This is a genomic window from Halomonas sp. CSM-2 (assembly GCF_002119345.1).
Taxonomy (GTDB): Bacteria; Pseudomonadota; Gammaproteobacteria; order Pseudomonadales; family Halomonadaceae; genus Vreelandella; species Vreelandella janggokensis.
In genome coordinates this window covers 38,969-55,001 of record NZ_NBYR01000008.1, presented here as the reverse complement: position 1 = coordinate 55,001, position 16,033 = coordinate 38,969, and the positions used below count along the sequence as shown (strand labels likewise).

The window sequence follows — 16,033 nt, the reverse complement described above, 5'->3', positions numbered from 1 at the left end:
GCAAATGCGCACGAGCGCCTGGCAACGATTAGTTATCGTGGTCTAACGATTCCCCTGGCAAGACATCTTTGCCATCGAAATAGTCTTTGGTCAGTTTAAACACGACGGGCGACAGCAGGGCCAGTGCAATCAGGTTGGGGATCGCCATCATGGCGTTGAAGGTATCCGCCATCAGCCAGATGAACCCAAGCTGCGCCATGGCACCAAGCGGAATCGCTAGAACGAAGAGTACGCGATAAAGCATGATGGAGCGCGTCCCGAACAGGAACTGGAAGCATTTTTCGCCGTAGAACGACCAGCCAAGGATAGTGGTAAAGGCAAACACCGCTAGCGCAACGGCAACAATCTGATTGCCGAACCCGGGTAGCGCCGCATCGAAGGAGAGTGCCGTTAACGACGCCCCCTCCTCGCCATCAATCCATACGGTTGAGGTCAAGATAACCAACGCTGTGATGGTGCACACCACAATGGTATCGATAAAGGTTCCCAGCATGGCAATCAGACCCTGGCGGACCGGGTTCTTGGTTTGTGCCGCCGCGTGGGCAATAGGCGCACTACCCAAGCCTGCTTCGTTGGAGAAAATCCCCCGAGCCACACCAAAGCGAATCGCTGCCATGACCGCCGCGCCTGCAAAACCACCCGCAGCCGCAACCGGGTTGAAGGCATAGTAGAAAATCAAGCTGAAGGCTTCACCGATCTGACCGGCATTAATAATCAGCACGACAATACCCGCGACGATGTAGGCTATCCCCATGACGGGTACCAACTTGCCGGCGACCTTGGCAATCCGCTTGATGCCGCCGAGAATGACCGCACCGGCCAGCACCATGATCACCACCCCGGTTAACCATGTCGGCACGCCGAAGGTGGCATCCATGGCATCCGCGACCGAATTGGACTGCACCGTGTTACCAATACCGAAGGCAGCCACAGCACCGAAGAACGCAAACAACACACCAAGCCACATCCATTTCTTGCCGAGACCGTTCTTGATGTAGAACATCGGTCCGCCGACATGGTAGCCAGTGCTGTCGGTCTCACGAAAACGGACCGCCAGCAGGGCCTCGGCAAATTTTGTGGCCATCCCTACCAGCGCCGTGATCCACATCCAGAACACCGCGCCCGGCCCACCTAACGCAATCGCGGTGGCCACCCCGGCGATATTACCGGTACCAATAGTCGCCGACAGCGACGTCATCAGGGCATTAAAGGGGGAAATTTCGCCATCTTTTTCAGCGCTCTCTCCCTTGGCTTCCCGTCCCTGCCACATTAGCTTGAAGCCGATACCGAGCTTCCTGATGGGCATCAGTTTCAGGCCAAGCTGGAGGTAGATCCCCACACCTAACAACAAGATGAGCATCAACGGGCCCCATACCACCCCGTTAATGGCTCCGAAGAGACTGTTTAATGTTTCCACCTGCTACCTCCTTACCCTTTTCATGATTTGATTTATTCGATGTAGGCCAGATGTAACGCTTGACGACGCGTCGCTTAATTCTGGCCATCAAACGCTCTTGTGTCACGAGCCGATCGCTGGCGGCACCCAACGTAAGATCGCCATGTTTTACACCATAACTTTGGTCACTTGCCGTGGCATTGTCGAGTTAACGCAGTAAATTTCGCTAAATTGACAATTCATGACCACGTAATCGTCATCGACGTTTTAGATAGGTAGGGATGTCGCTATAAAGCAGCAGCATGGAAACTTGTTTCCTATTGGAAACACGTTACCATGCTTCGCTAAACGCTCGCCGTGAACAGCGCCCATCGCCAAGGTGACCAACAAGCGCTAACATGGCGGCTCCACATCCGTTTCGTATAGGGAATCACCATGAGCAATCTTCCTGCCAACCTTCGTTACGCTGAGAGCCACGAGTGGGTGCTTGACCATCAAGATGGCACGGTCACCATTGGCATTACCGACCATGCTCAAGCCGCGCTTGGCGATGTCGTGTTTGTCGAACTGCCCGATGTCGGCACCACGCTGACCAAAGGCGATGAGTTCGGTGTGATTGAATCGGTCAAAGCCGCTTCTGACCTTTATTCGCCCGTTGATGGCGAGGTTATCGACGTCAATGAAGCGCTGGAAGACGCCCCTGAAACGGTCAACGATGCCCCCTATGAAGGCGGCTGGATCATGAAGGTGCGGTTAAGCGATGACAACCTTGATGAGTTGATGGATGCAGACGCCTATCAAGCGACGTTAAGCGACGACTGATCAATAACGCCTGCCCAGCATTGGCAGGCGCAGCCCCAACCCCTGCCCGGTTTTCTCATCACGTTCGGAATTCTCTCCATGCCTTTTGAAACTCGCCGATTAGCCGAACTGGCTGACCACGATGCTTTTATCAAACGTCACAATGGCCCTGACGCCGACGACGTCTCCACCATGCTAAAAGCGCTCGACATGCAGCGCATGGAAGATCTGATCGAGCAAACTGTCCCCGGCGATATTCGCCTTGGCCGCGAACTGTCGCTCGACGACCCCAGAAGCGAAGCTGAAGCCCTCGATTACCTGAGCCAGTTGGCGCGTCAAAACCGGGTCGCCAAAAGCTATATTGGCCAGGGTTACTATGGGACACACATGCCTGCGGTGATTCAGCGCAATGTCCTGGAAAACCCGGGCTGGTACACGGCATATACGCCTTACCAGCCGGAAATCTCTCAGGGGCGCCTGGAGGGGCTGCTGAACTTCCAGCAGGTGGTCATGGATTTAACCGGCATGGAGCTTGCCAACGCCTCCCTGCTGGATGAGGCGACAGCGGCGGCTGAAGCCATGGCGCTGTGCAAGCGGGCCAACAAGAAAAACAAGTCCAATGCCTTTTTTGTCGCTGACGATGTGTTTGCCCAAACCCTGGACGTGGTGAAAACCCGCGCCGATTTTTTTGGGTTTGAACTCATCGTGGGACCGGCAGCGTCGGTTGCCGAGCATGACGTTTTTGGGGCCTTGTTCCAGTACCCCACGGCCAGCGGCGAAATCAGTGACCTGGCATCGTTGGTCAGCACCGCCGCTGAACGCTCGATCATGACCTGTGTCGCCACTGACCTGTTGAGCCTGGTTCTGCTTAAAGAGCCGGGCGCGCTGGGTGTCGATATTGTGGTGGGTAACTCTCAGCGCTTTGGGGTGCCCATGGGCTTCGGTGGGCCTCATGCCGCCTTTTTTGCCACATCAGACAAGCTCAAGCGATCCATTCCCGGACGGATTATTGGTGTGTCCAAAGACAGCCGCGGCCACACGGCGTTACGCATGGCGATGCAAACCCGTGAGCAGCACATTCGCCGTGAGAAAGCCACGTCGAACATCTGTACTGCCCAGGCGCTACTGGCCAATATTGCCGGTTTTTACGCTACTTACCACGGTGCCGACGGGCTACGCAAAATTGCCGGACGCGTGCATCGTTTGACGACCCTGCTCGCCCACGGCCTTCAGCAGACAGGTATCCGCCTCGCGCATGACACCTGGTTCGATACGCTGCGCCTGACCCAGGTGGATGCAGGCAAAATCCATGGCCGCGCGATGACCCAAGACATCAACCTGCATTATTTCGCCAACGGCGATGTGGGTATCAGCCTGGATGAAACCACCACGGCCCACGACGTGGCCATCCTGTTTGACGTACTGCTCGGTGATGAGCACGGACTCTCTGTCGCCGCTCTTGACGAGCAGATTGTCACTGACCGTGTTTCCGGCATTCCCAGTGCTTACCAGCGCGAAAGCGATTTTCTGACCCACCCCACCTTTAAGCGCTATCGCAGCGAAACCGAGATGCTGCGCTATCTGAAGCGGCTGGAAAATAAAGATTTATCGCTTGCCCATGCAATGATTCCCCTCGGCTCGTGCACCATGAAACTCAACGCCACCAGCGAGATGATCCCCGTTTCCTGGCCGGCGTTCGCCCATATCCACCCCTTCGCACCCCGCGAGCAGGCGGCTGGCTACCACCAGATGATCGACGAACTGGCCGATTTCCTGGTTGAGGTGACGGGTTATGAGCATATTTCCATGCAGCCCAACTCAGGTGCCCAAGGCGAATACGCCGGGCTGGCAGCCATCAGGCGTTACCAGAATGCCCAGGGCGAGGGCCACCGCAATGTCTGTCTGATCCCAAGCTCGGCCCACGGTACCAATCCGGCATCTGCAGCCATGGTGCAAATGAAAGTGGTGGTCGTCGAGTGCGACGCTAACGGCAACATTGACCTGGACGACCTGCGTACCAAGGCAGAACAGCACCGGGATCAGCTTTCCGCCATCATGCTCACTTATCCGTCGACCCACGGCGTATTTGAAACCAGCGTGCGCGAGGCTTGCCAGATCGTTCACGACAACGGTGGCCAAGTGTATATCGACGGCGCCAACATGAACGCTCAGGTGGGGTTAACCCGTCCCGGGGATTTTGGCGGCGACGTTTCACACCTGAATCTGCATAAAACGTTCTGCATCCCCCACGGCGGCGGCGGTCCAGGCATGGGGCCCATTGGTGTCAAAGCCCACTTGGCTCCCTACGTCTCCAACCACGTGGTCACGCCCATCAACGGCGTCAATCCAGAGTGTGGCGCGGTATCCGCCGCGGCGTTTGGCAGTGCCTCCATCCTGCCGATTTCCTGGGCGTACATTAAAATGATGGGTGCGCGGGGTCTACGTGAAGCAACTGAGCTGGCCATCCTCAATGCCAACTATATCGCCAAGCGGCTTGAAGCGGCTTTTCCGATTCTCTATCGCGGCCAGAACGGTACGGTGGCTCATGAATGCATCATCGACATTCGCCCACTCAAGACGGCCTCGGGCATCAGCGAAGAAGATATCGCCAAACGCCTGATGGATTACGGCTTCCACGCGCCTACCATGTCGTTCCCCGTGCCAGGCACACTGATGATCGAGCCAACCGAGTCGGAATCGCTGTATGAAATAGACCGCTTCTGCGATGCGATGATTGCCATTCGTGGGGAGATCACGCGAGTCGAGCAAGGCGAGTGGCCGCAGGACAACAACCCGCTGGTCAACGCGCCGCACACCCAGGAAGATATCATCGACGCTGAGTGGCAACGTCCTTACGATCGCGAACTGGGGGCCTTCCCTACCGCCGCCGTCAAGGCGTCGAAATATTGGCCGGCGGTGAATCGCGTGGATAACGTCTTTGGCGACCGTCAGCTGATTTGCTCCTGCCCGAGTATCGACGAATACCGCGACGCGTAACGGCCAGGTCGATCAGCCAAGCGCCTTGAGGACGACGCCGGCAAAGGCGGCCTCAAGGCGTTATTTCCTGCATCCGTTCCTGATGAAAGCCATTGAGCAGCTTTTCATAACGCTTGGGCAACACGGAATCTCGCCGACGCAGCAAATACAACACTTCATTGACCGTGTTGGGCAGGTTAAGTGCCTTTACCTGCCGCTGCCATGGGGACGTCTCCAGCACCAGACGCGACACCACGGTAAAACCCAGCCCCCGGGCGACGGCGTCAAGTACCATGCTGACTTCATTGGTAAAGCCCTGGTGGCGAAAATGCGTCATCGAACGGTAATCATCGGGATAGTTGGCCCGCAACAGGGCGTTGGCGTGGTTGATGCCATCATAGTAGTTGAGAAAGCCAATCCCCATCAGGTCCGAAAGCGTTCCTTCGACGAAGTCCGCTGGCACGACCAGACACAGGGGTTCCTGGTGCCATACGTAACATTCCAGATCGGGATGATTGACCGCTTCAGTGACGATCCCGATGTCGTACCGCCCTTCCAGTAAGTCATTGACGATTTCGTGATTGAACGCAAAGCTGTAGCTGACCGTTAGATTGGGATGCCGTTGCTGCTGTCCCAGAATGTAAGGATAAAACATCAGGCCAACACTGCCCGGAGAGGCAATACGACATTCACCGCTGTCCAGTAAATCGTCGTCCAGCGCATGACGAAACTGCTCATGCTCAGCAAACAGTTTTAACGCATAGTCGTAAGCGCGACGCCCCGACTCGGTCAATGTAAAACCCCGTCCGCGCCGTTCCAGCAAGGTCTTATTTAAATAACGCTCCAACTTGCGAATGTGCTGGCTCACCCCTGGCTGCGTCATATCCAGTCGCTGCGCGGTGCGCGTAAAGCTGCCGGTTTCCACTAAGGTGATGTAGGTTCGAAAATATTGCGCATTAAACATGTTGAGCATCATCGGGTTAGCAATGGCGTATATCATATCATACTGCTTACCAGGCACTTGCGGTGTACCCGCTCAGGTAGCGTGATAGTATGAGAAGAGACCTCACACCGTCAGGAACCGCACCACTAATGACCCAAAACGCTCAATCGCGCGACACCATTTCCAGCATTATCTCGCCGGAAGGCAGCCTTGAAGTCCTCTCGCAACACGAAGTCAATCGCCTTCATCGCACATCCAAGAGCGGCCTGCATGATTTACTAAGGCGCTGCGCGCTGGCCGTACTTAACTGCGGCAGTCCCACCGACGACAGCCTGGCGATTCTGGAAGCCTATAGAGACTTTGACATCGAGGTGCTTCAGCAGGATCGCGGCATTCGTTTGAAACTGACCCATGCGCCCGCCGAAGCCTTTGTGGATGGCCGCATGATTCGCGGTATTCGGGAACACCTCTCTTCGATCATCCGCGACATTGTGTACATCTACAATGAAATCCAGCGTCATGATCGCTTTGACCTGACCACCGCAGAAGGCACCACCAACGCGGTGTTTCATATCCTGCGAAAGGCAGGCACGCTCAAACCTGGCCGTGACCCCAGCCTGGTGGTGTGCTGGGGCGGTCACTCCATTTCACGGGAAGAGTACGAATATACCAAGGACGTCGGCTACCACCTGGGCCTACGCGATCTGGACATTTGCACAGGCTGTGGCCCTGGTGCCATGAAAGGCCCGATGAAAGGCGCCAACGTCGCCCACGCCAAGCAGCGTCGTCGTGATGGCCGCTATCTGGGGATTTCGGAACCAGGCATCATCGCCGCCGAAGCGCCCAACCCCATTGTCAATGAACTCGTTGTCATGCCCGATATCGAAAAGCGCCTTGAAGCGTTTGTCCGCCTGGGGCACGGCATCATTGTCTTCCCCGGCGGCGTGGGCACCGCAGAAGAAATCCTCTATCTGTTGGGGATTCTGTTGCATCCCTCAAATCAGGATATGCCATTTCCGCTGATATTGACCGGCCCAGCCGACTCGGCTGCCTACTTCGAGAAGATCGATGAATTTCTGGTCTATACCCTGGGCGAGGACATCCGGCGATTTTATACCATCATTACCGGTGACCCTGTCGCGGTAGCTCGGCTCATGCGCGAGAGTGTCGATGAGATTACTGAATTCAGGCGTACTCACCAGGATGCGTTCTACTATAACTGGCGCCTGACGGTTGCGCGTGACTTCCAGGCGCCTTTTGACCCCACTCACGATGCCATGCGGGCCCTGGCACTTCACCGCCAGCAGCCAACCCATGAGCTGGCCGCCAATCTTCGCCGGGCGTTCTCGGGTATCGTCGCCGGCAACGTCAAAGAGCAAGGCATTCGTGCGATTGAGGCCCACGGCCCCTATGTGCTCAATGCCGAGCCTGAGCTAATGCGGCGCCTGGATGAGCTGCTGAGCTCATTTGTGGCACAGGGCCGCATGAAACTCGATGGGCAGGCCTACGTCCCCTGTTATGTGCTGACGTGATCATGCGGGCAAAAAGGCACTGAACGACTACACTGGACGTGTTTAACGCGTCATCAAGGAGAGCAAACTACCATGGACATGATCAACCAGTTAAGTGACGGCAAAACCAAGGCGTTTGCCAAGCATTGTTTTGAACGACACTCCAGGGATGAGCTTGAGGATGCCGCCAAAGGCAGCCCTGACCAGGCGGAAATGAAGCATTGGGGGATTACCCCGGGCCAGTGGGAAGAAGCCGTGACCGCTGCCCTCGCCGATCACCAGGCACCCAGCTAATCCCTTTGGACCTAGACTGCCGACACATACAAAAACGCCGACTGGGAATAACGTCCCTCGGCGTTTTTGTCGTCAGATACTCTGAAAGGAGTTGTGTTGGATTAACGACTTAATCACTTCCAATGAAATAGGTCGTCTTGCATTGCCCCTGACAGATGTCATTGAGAGAATGGAAATACCCGTATGACATTCAAGCCAAACGCGACAGTGGGGTGGCCATATGAAGACTTTGTCCAACATGGGGTTTGCCTTCTTTGGCGCAGCCCTGGTGGCTATCAGCTACGGGCTTGCGCGCTTCGCGTTTGGCTTGTTCGTCCCTTCCATCAGCAATGAACTTGACCTGTCAGCGTATATTGTCGGCATCATCGGCGCATTACCCTTTGTCAGTTTCGTGCTAGCCACCATGGTGGCGCCACTTGCCGCCAACCGTCTCGGCGCGCGCAATCTGGCAGTGCTCTCAGGGTGTTTTGGCGTTGCGGGTCTGGCACTGATCAGCCGGTCTTCAGACGCTCTATCCCTAGGTATTGGTGTGTTTACCTGCGGCGTCTGTACGGGGTTGATGATGCCGGCGCTGACCTCCGCCATGCAGGTATTGGTCAGCCGTTCGATGCACGGCCGAGTCAGCTCCATCATGAACGCGGGTACCAGTATCGGTATCATCGTGGCGGTACCTACCGTCGTGTTCCTGGCAGATGCCTGGCGTTTTACTTATACATCATTTGCCGTACTGGCAGGTATCGGGGTTGTGGCAGCCTGGTTTTTTATCCCCTCGGTCTCACGGGTCATTCCCGCCAATGCAGCGCCTCCTCCCCCGGTGACTCGACAGCAGTGGTCGCGCCTTGTCCGGCTTTCGCTGTTTGCTTTCGCGATGGGTTTTGTATCTGCACCTTACTGGATCTTCGCTCCGGATCTGGTAGTCAGGCTTGGTGAACTCCCCCCGCCTTTACCGGCTGGCTATGGTTCGCCGCCGGGATTGCCGGCCTGGGAGGTGCCGTGGTGAGCGATGTAGCCGACCGCAATAACCCGCCCATTACCCAGGCGTTAATGCTGATGATGCTGGCGGCAAGCCTTGTACTGCTCGCCGCCAGCCCCGACCAGTTAGCCCTGACGATGTTTTCCGCATTGGTGTTTGGTCTCGCTTACATGAGCCTGACAGGTTTATACCTGATGACCGGCATCCGCCTGTTGCCGGGACGCCCATCGATGGGCCCGGTATTACCCTTTATGGCCTGCGCCTTGGGTCAGGCAGCTGGCTCCCCGATGGTCGGTATGCTGGTCGGCAAATTCGGCTATGCCGACGCTTTTTCCGTATTCTGCGTGATCGGCATTCTGGTGGCGGTACTCTCGCCCCTCTATCCGGGCCACATCGACTACCTGACTGACGATGACGAACAGCCCCAGGAAGTCGAACCAGAAGAGACTGGCCTCCAAGCGGCGTATGATCACCAATTTCTTGACGAGGATGGCAACCCCCTGGAACCGGTCGGGGACGATGAAGAAGCAGAAACAGAAGAAACGACGAAGTGACGCAGTCAGTGATCGCTATTGCAGTGCGCAATCCCGGGTTTCAAGCGCCCGGGGCATTTACGCTTGCGGCCTCTTCTCGAGATGGCAAGCGCCGGGCTTGCTCATAGCACGTACCAGGCGATCAATATGCCCCCAGACGGTAACCCTCGTCGGTCAACCGCCTGGCTAACTCCGCAATATGCGCAGGACCCACCTCACAGCAGCCACCGATCACCGTAGCGCCCAGCCTAACCCATTCGAGCGCATGTTCGGCATAGCCGGCAGGATCAAGATCACTACGCGACATTAGCGCGTCTACGGTCCCGCCGGGTTGGAGTGGTGCCACGGATGTAAAGCCGTTGGCATACCCTCCAAAGGGCACATCGAGGGTTGCAAGTTCATACATGGCGGTTGTAACGGCTTCAGGTACTGAACAATTGACCACTATTCTCTCCGCGCCAATGGACGCGACCTCATTGGCCGCCTCGGACAGCCGTTCGCCAGAGCGCAAGCGGGTGCCATCGCGATCGTCCACAGTGAATGCCACCCATACCGGGCGCTCAGCCTCCACCGCCGCGATTGTCGCTGCTCGCGCCTCACGTATCAGCGACATGGTTTCACAGAGAAATAGGTCGACCCCCTCTGTTTGCTGCTTCACCAGACGCCGGTAATCACGCTGGCAAACGCCATCGTCGGGTACGCTATCAGCGTGATAACTGGCCACCAATGGCGGCAGGCAACCTGCGACACGAACCTCACGCCCGCTCTCTTCTCGCGCCTGCCGGGCGGCATTTAGTGCCGCTGTATACAAAGGCTCGAACATGGCAGCGCTGCCATCGCGTTCCAGACGTATCGGGGTGGCACTGTAATTATTAAGCTTGATGACTTGCGCTCCAGCCGCGATAAAATCACGATGTGCATCAACGACCAAATGGGGTTCGTCAAGCATGACCTGAGCAGACCACAGCGGGGACGCTGGCTGGCTGCTGCGTTTCCTGAGTTCTTGCCCCATTCCACCGTCCAGCAGCACTATGTTTCTGCTTTCAGTATTCATCAGTTTTCCCTTAATAAAAAATCGATCACAGTCTTCGTATCCCGCCGCTATGTGACTCATACCAATATAAAAGTTCTCATGGCGCAAGACTTCGATGGGTAGAGGTATCAATGACTCAGTATGACTAGACGTCCCTGATACAGACGGAGTATGTTCTACACATCATTAGAATTAAGAGCCTCAGGCATGTTAGCTTTCATTCGACGGATACTCATAACGGTTGCTTTTACGGTCACCGCCTTTGCAGCACCCGCCCAAGCAGCCGAAGTGACACCAAGCGCTCTTTCACCATCAACAGATGACACACCGGTTATTACACTGCATAGCGATGAGGAACGCCGCTCAATCAGTCGTGCGCAGATTGAGCAATCATCTCTCCATGAAGTATCACTGCAACACTTTGAAGGACCAGAAGGGAGCTTTGCGGGCGTCTGGCTCGATGACTTCCTCAATGCTGAAGGCATCGATAATGCGGCGACATTACGTTTCATTGCTCATGATGATTACACGACCTTCCTTACGCCTGAAGACCGCGATGCCAAACGCTATCTCCTCGCCACAAGGCTGGACGGCAAGACACTGACCAGAGATGAGTTTGGCCCGACGATGTTGATCATTCCGGCGGACGCTGATGCCGTTGAGACAGGCACGGTGAGTATGACCTCATGGGTATGGTCAATTAAAGACATCTACGTGCAATAATGAATCTGCGCTTTAATCGGCCACTGGGCTGGCAACTCGGCCTTGGGTTTACGCTACTAGCGGGCATTTGCGCAATCGCCGCAGGGATTTATCTGTACCAGGTACGCCAGCAACTTGGATCGAACTACACAGCGCTCGTGGCCGATGTCATTCGCCCGCAGTTGCATACTGTCCTGCTACGCTCCACGTTGAACGAGTTTCGCGAGGATCCACAAGATAGCGAGCTGATAGAGCGCTTCGACAACCTTCTTTGGCGCATCCCGCAACATATTGAAGGTATAAGCTTCGGGCTCAGCAAAAACCGCTTCGCACCAGCCGAGTATAGATCCTCTTTAAACCGCTTACGCCGCGTAGAAGAGAAGATTCCCCACCTACGTCAGACGCTGGGTGAAATAGCCGCTGGCGCGCCTCCCGATGACTTGATTCAACAAGGCATCGCCATTGAAAACGATTTGGCTCAAGCCTATAGCAGGCTGAGTCACCTCTTACATTCTGAGGCCGCCAAGCAACGCATTGTGATGGACCGTCTGGCGATAGGCATTGCCGTGCTGATCCTTGTTATTCTTCTCCTCGTGGGCGGCCTCATGCTGCTCTTGATGCGCCTGCATCATCAGCACAAAAAAGTGCTCCGACTAAGCCTGATGGATGAGCTCACCGGACTAGGCAACCGCCGTTACGTGCTCAATTTCGCCGAACGCTTATTCGAACAGAGACAACGCAGTGGCCTCCCCCTGAGCATGGCTGTTCTTGATCTTGACCATTTCAAGCGCGTGAACGACGATTTTGGCCACCCCGCGGGCGATCAAGTCCTTAAAGTCTTTGCCGACTCGCTACTCGACGAGGTCCGCAAGGCAGATATTGTGGCGCGCCTGGGCGGGGAAGAGTTCTGTGTGCTTATGCCAGAAACCGACGCTGAAGGGGCGCTGGAGGTCGTCGAACGGATACGCCATCGAGTGGCAACCCTGTCCCATCAAGAACTTGGCGTACCCGTTGGCCTCACGGTTAGCCTGGGGCTAGCCACAGCCGTCAATCATGATGCATCTTTCGATCAGCTTTACTCCCGTGCTGACCGAGCCCTCTATCAAGCCAAGACCCTGGGACGCAATCGTGTTGTCGTCGACTGACGTCATGCGTCAGACTTGCCTGCTCGGTATAGCATGAACAAAGGTTCGTCCCAAGAGCTGCCACTCCATCATTGATACAACAAGATCGGCAGGCAACGCGATTACGGGTTTGAATAACGATGGATCTGAACCTAGATAGCCTAGCGAAAAGGGATAGCCAGGTTTTATCGCATTGCGACAACACCGTATGGAGGCTGTGTTTCAGCGTCACGCTCGTTTCAATTATCTGGATGTGGTGGACAGAGCGAGGCGTCAAGGTGCTCACCGCAGATCGCAGCAAACCGTAGATTAAATATTGCCCCCTGGCTATTCGATAGGCATCTTGAACCGCTTGCATCTATGCATTACGACTATTCATTTGCTTTAACACGGTGCATTTTGTAATCATTCGCGCTCATTTGGTGCATGCGGGCGTGGAATGAAGACTTATTTAAGCAAGATGCGCGGAGGGACTGTCCAGCGTTCTTTTGTGGGCTGGAAAGACGCTTTCTGGTCGTGGCTCGGTGCCTTCAGCGGTATGGCGTTGATTTGCTGGTTAAGCGCAGGATGGCTCTCAAAAGAACTACTCATTGTAGGGTCTTTTGGTGCCACCTCAGTACTCATCTATGCAGCACCTGAAAGCCCCTTTGCACAGCCAAGCCACGTACTCGTTGGCAGCATGCTGTCTGCGTTAGTGGGCGTTGTTTGTTACCAAGGGCTTGGCACGTCTCCTATTGCCATGGCACTGGCCGTGTCGCTATCGATTTTTGTCATGCAGCTTACCCATACGGTTCACCCACCGGGTGCCGCCGCGGCTTTAACAGCTGTTGCGGGTGGCGAAAACGTCCATCAGTTAGGCTGGTTATATCCGATTTTCCCTATTGGGGCTGGTTGCATCATTATGCTTTCAGTCGCCATTACGGTTAACAACCTTGCCCGCCACCGTCGCTATCCCCACTATTGGTAGACAGCCTTTTCTCAGGATCGGATTGCCAGCACCTGTTCGGCGATATCGTGACACTCAGCTGAGAAGCCCTGTTCGCTGCCATGCGAGAAACCGGCCATTGAAAAGCCCGGCGCCATATGGCGCCAGGCTCATTTGTCCGTCTTTTCCATACTCAGGGGATGATTTTTTCGGCGCGCAGGCGATCGAAGAGGTCAAAAAAGGCACCGCGTGTCTCGCGGAAGTGGTCAAAACCGAAGTCGCGGGCCTTGGTGGTGTCATTGACGCACTCCTGATCACGGCCCAGATCAGCGTCGGTGTGCCACCAAGACGCTAGTTTGTCGACGTCCGGCTCCACCAAGTCGTGCTTTTTGGCAATCTCGCGCCAGGTCGATTCCGCGTCAGCCATCTGCTCGTCTAACGGCTGGGGAGTCTCGGGGCAGTTCGCCACGTCAAGACCAAAGTACTCGCCGATCTCTCGCCACATGCGACGCCAGCGGAAGACGTCGCCATTAACTGTATTGAAGGCCTGATTCGCTGCACCTGGCGTGGTCACCGCCCACTCCATTTGGCGTGCCAGAACAAGGGCATCGGTCATGTCCGTTAGCGCGTTCCATTGGATCTGCGAGCCTGGGAACACGAACGGTCTGCCGGTCGCCTTACAGATTGAGGCGTAGACGGCAATCGTTGTCCCCATGTTCATTGCGTTGCCACGGGCATAACCAATCACCGTGTGCGGGCGGTGCACGTTCCAGGCGAAGCCGTGACGCTCGGCGGCCTCGAACAGTACATCTTCCAACGCGTAATAGAAATTGTCACCCGGTACTCGTGGCTCGGATTCGCGGAACGGGGTCTCGATTCGACCGCTACCATAGGCCTCGAATGAGCCTAGGTACTGTTTGGTGCCCGTCACCAGCGAGGCGTGTTGCAGGTTATCACTGTCGAGCGCCTCGAACAGGTTACGCATCATCGCACTGTTGGCCTCAACGTTGGCTTTTTCGTTGTCGCGACGAATCCAAGTGCAGTAGAAGACGTGAGTAATCGGTAGCCCAGCAAGCGCCTGCTCGGTGGCGGGTTCGTCCAACAGATCGGCGGCGATGGGAATCACACCGCTCTGCTGGGTGGCGCGACGCGACAGACCATACACGGTCCAACCACTGGCCACCAGGTAAGAAGCCAGATTACCACCGGTGATACCCGTGGCACCTACCACAAGCGCAGTACCTTTACGCATGATTGATGTCCTTCTTGAGAGTTATAAAAGTTCTGACACCAAGCCAGACTAGTGAAAGCAGTCTGTAAGACAGAGATAATTGCTACAATCGAAAATATCGCAAATCTTTATTGCAGGAAACGCAACTTGATGAACCTGAATGCGCTGGACCTAAACGCCTTGCGAGTGTTCGAACGCGTTGCCGCTACCGGCAGCTTCACCGCCGCCGCGAATCACTTCCACAGAGCAGTGTCGTCAGTCTCCCGGCAGATTCGGGGACTGGAAGAATCAGTGGGGCAACCTCTGCTCTACCGGCATACCCGTGCCGTCACACTGACAGAAGCAGGTCAACGCTATTATGCAGAAGTGCGTGACATTCTTGAGCGCCTCGACATGGCGACCGAAGCACTCAACCAGCCAGAAGCAGAACCCAGAGGCGTGCTTCGTATCAATGCACCGGTGGCCTTCGGCCAGCGCCAGATCGTGCCGTTGCTTCACCGCTTTCAAGACCGCTTTCCGGGCATCAAGGCGGAACTGCAGTTGGACGATCGTGTTGTCGATCCGGTACGCGAAGGGCATGACATCACGTTTCGAGTTGGTGATCTGTCCGACTCATCAATGGTCGCGCGGAAGGTGGCACCGATGAACTACGTCTTGGCTGCATCACCCGACTACCTGGCAACACAGGGAACGCCGGAAACACCCGAGGCACTCGCTGAATACGACTGCCTGCTCTATCAGGGCGAACTGGGTCGCCAGCGGTGGTATTTCCAGCAAAACAAGGCGGCGCCCGAAGTGGCCTACGAACTTGACGGTAGCCTCGCCAGCAATGATGCCGAGACGCTGGTAAGGGCGGCGCTAATGGGTCAAGGGCTCGTCATGTTTCCCACCTGGCTGATAGCCGAAGAGCTTGCCAAGGGGGCTCTGGTGCCACTGCTTGAGGGATGGCGCGGCGAGGTCATGCCCGGTCGCCGCGAACTTTACGTACTGACACCTGAGCGCCGAATCAAAACGCTCAAGGTGCGTACCTTTATGGATTACCTGTTCGAGGTGGTATCGCCACTTCCCCCTTGGGATCGTTGGCAGGAAGGGATTTACCGTTAAGTTTATTAAACGGCTGCATAAACTTCATAAGCGCCACCTCATCTTCCCCAAGAATCGGCTGCTTTGCCAGGTCAGGGCTGTCGCCAACTACCTGTTTAATTATCGCGAGTGTTGAGGAGCGAAAATTCACTCACTCAGCAGAAAAGGAAGGCACGGTAAACCAAAGAACAAGTGTTCTTTAGCTGGGCCACCATACCTTCAGGGCATGAAGCTCCCGCCCGAGAAGTGTTCGGCGTCGTGTATAACAAGTGGCAAGCCGTTGTCGCCTCTTACTTTCCTGGTACCAAAGACAAAAAAACGGCCACTCGCTGTATTAGCGAAGTGGCCGTTTTTGGTATTAACTTTTGGTCGGAGCGACAGGATTCGAACCTGCGACCTTTGCAACCCCATTGCAACGCGCTACCAAGCTGCGCCACGCTCCGATTCACCGAGGCGTTAATTTCTTGCCTCAAGACGGTGCGTATACTAGCGGTTTAGCCGGCAAATG

General features: G+C 55.8%; 14 protein-coding genes and 1 tRNA gene. 10 read left to right on the top strand and 5 right to left on the bottom strand.

Annotated elements, in window-relative coordinates; genetic code table 11:
- Positions 1–28: 28 nt before the first annotated feature.
- Complete coding sequence (locus tag B7L15_RS08210) at positions 29–1,417, bottom strand: alanine/glycine:cation symporter family protein (RefSeq protein ID WP_085918507.1); 1,389 nt, start codon at positions 1,415–1,417, stop codon at positions 29–31.
- A gap of 414 nt (positions 1,418–1,831) precedes the next feature.
- Between B7L15_RS08210 and gcvH the strand changes: the two genes are divergently transcribed.
- Both gcvH and gcvP read left to right on the top strand, forming a co-directional pair.
- Complete coding sequence (gene gcvH / locus B7L15_RS08205) at positions 1,832–2,218, top strand: glycine cleavage system protein GcvH (protein WP_085918506.1); 387 nt, start codon at positions 1,832–1,834, stop codon at positions 2,216–2,218.
- Positions 2,219–2,296: 78 nt separating this feature from the next.
- Positions 2,297–5,194, top strand: a complete 2,898-nt coding sequence (gcvP, locus tag B7L15_RS08200; protein ID WP_085918505.1) for an aminomethyl-transferring glycine dehydrogenase — start codon at positions 2,297–2,299, stop codon at positions 5,192–5,194.
- A 52-nt stretch (positions 5,195–5,246) separates the two neighbouring features.
- Here gcvP and B7L15_RS08195 read toward each other — a convergent pair whose 3' ends face one another.
- A complete protein-coding gene (locus B7L15_RS08195; protein ID WP_085918654.1) occupies positions 5,247–6,137 on the bottom strand; it encodes a LysR family transcriptional regulator in 891 nt (296 codons plus the stop codon).
- A gap of 128 nt (positions 6,138–6,265) precedes the next feature.
- Here B7L15_RS08195 and ppnN point away from each other — a divergent pair, with 128 nt between their 5' ends.
- The 4 genes from ppnN to B7L15_RS20070 all read left to right on the top strand — a co-directional run bounded on the left by ppnN (position 6,266) and on the right by B7L15_RS20070 (position 9,448).
- Positions 6,266–7,648: a nucleotide 5'-monophosphate nucleosidase PpnN gene (gene ppnN / locus B7L15_RS08190; RefSeq protein ID WP_085918504.1), complete on the top strand. Its 1,383-nt coding sequence runs from the start codon at positions 6,266–6,268 to the stop codon at positions 7,646–7,648.
- Positions 7,649–7,720: 72 nt separating this feature from the next.
- Positions 7,721–7,921 (top strand): hypothetical protein, encoded by a 201-nt coding sequence (locus B7L15_RS08185; protein WP_085918503.1) that lies wholly within the window; start codon positions 7,721–7,723, stop codon positions 7,919–7,921.
- Between the two features lie 220 nt (positions 7,922–8,141).
- A complete protein-coding gene (locus B7L15_RS20075; protein WP_441316951.1) occupies positions 8,142–8,921 on the top strand; it encodes an MFS transporter in 780 nt (259 codons plus the stop codon).
- On the top strand, positions 8,918–9,448 hold the full coding sequence (locus tag B7L15_RS20070) for a hypothetical protein (RefSeq protein ID WP_441316950.1): 531 nt from the start codon (positions 8,918–8,920) through the stop codon (positions 9,446–9,448). The genes B7L15_RS20075 and B7L15_RS20070 overlap by 4 nt, the downstream gene beginning before the upstream one ends.
- 121 nt (positions 9,449–9,569) lie before the next feature.
- Here B7L15_RS20070 and B7L15_RS08175 read toward each other — a convergent pair whose 3' ends face one another.
- Positions 9,570–10,481, bottom strand: a complete 912-nt coding sequence (locus tag B7L15_RS08175; protein WP_085918502.1) for a homocysteine S-methyltransferase family protein — start codon at positions 10,479–10,481, stop codon at positions 9,570–9,572.
- Between the two features lie 186 nt (positions 10,482–10,667).
- On the opposite strand from B7L15_RS08175, the gene B7L15_RS08170 reads away from it, so the two are divergent.
- The 3 genes from B7L15_RS08170 to B7L15_RS08160 all read left to right on the top strand — a co-directional run bounded on the left by B7L15_RS08170 (position 10,668) and on the right by B7L15_RS08160 (position 13,253).
- On the top strand, positions 10,668–11,183 hold the full coding sequence (locus B7L15_RS08170) for a hypothetical protein (protein ID WP_085918501.1): 516 nt from the start codon (positions 10,668–10,670) through the stop codon (positions 11,181–11,183).
- Entirely contained in the window at positions 11,183–12,307 is a 1,125-nt protein-coding gene (locus tag B7L15_RS08165) for a GGDEF domain-containing protein (RefSeq protein WP_085918500.1), read from the top strand. Before B7L15_RS08170 ends, B7L15_RS08165 begins: the two co-directional genes overlap by 1 nt.
- Positions 12,308–12,725: 418 nt before the next feature.
- On the top strand, positions 12,726–13,253 hold the full coding sequence (locus B7L15_RS08160) for an HPP family protein (protein WP_085918499.1): 528 nt from the start codon (positions 12,726–12,728) through the stop codon (positions 13,251–13,253).
- Between the two features lie 151 nt (positions 13,254–13,404).
- Here B7L15_RS08160 and B7L15_RS08155 read toward each other — a convergent pair whose 3' ends face one another.
- The gene (locus B7L15_RS08155) at positions 13,405–14,463 is read right to left on the bottom strand and encodes an SDR family oxidoreductase (RefSeq protein ID WP_085918498.1); all 1,059 of its coding nucleotides are present in this window, start codon (positions 14,461–14,463) and stop codon (positions 13,405–13,407) included.
- 144 nt (positions 14,464–14,607) lie between these two features.
- Between B7L15_RS08155 and B7L15_RS08150 the strand changes: the two genes are divergently transcribed.
- Positions 14,608–15,546 (top strand): LysR family transcriptional regulator, encoded by a 939-nt coding sequence (locus tag B7L15_RS08150; RefSeq protein WP_085918653.1) that lies wholly within the window; start codon positions 14,608–14,610, stop codon positions 15,544–15,546.
- Positions 15,547–15,891: 345 nt separating this feature from the next.
- Here the strand turns inward: B7L15_RS08150 and B7L15_RS08145 are convergent.
- A tRNA-Pro gene (locus B7L15_RS08145) sits at positions 15,892–15,968 on the bottom strand.
- Positions 15,969–16,033 lie beyond the last annotated feature (65 nt).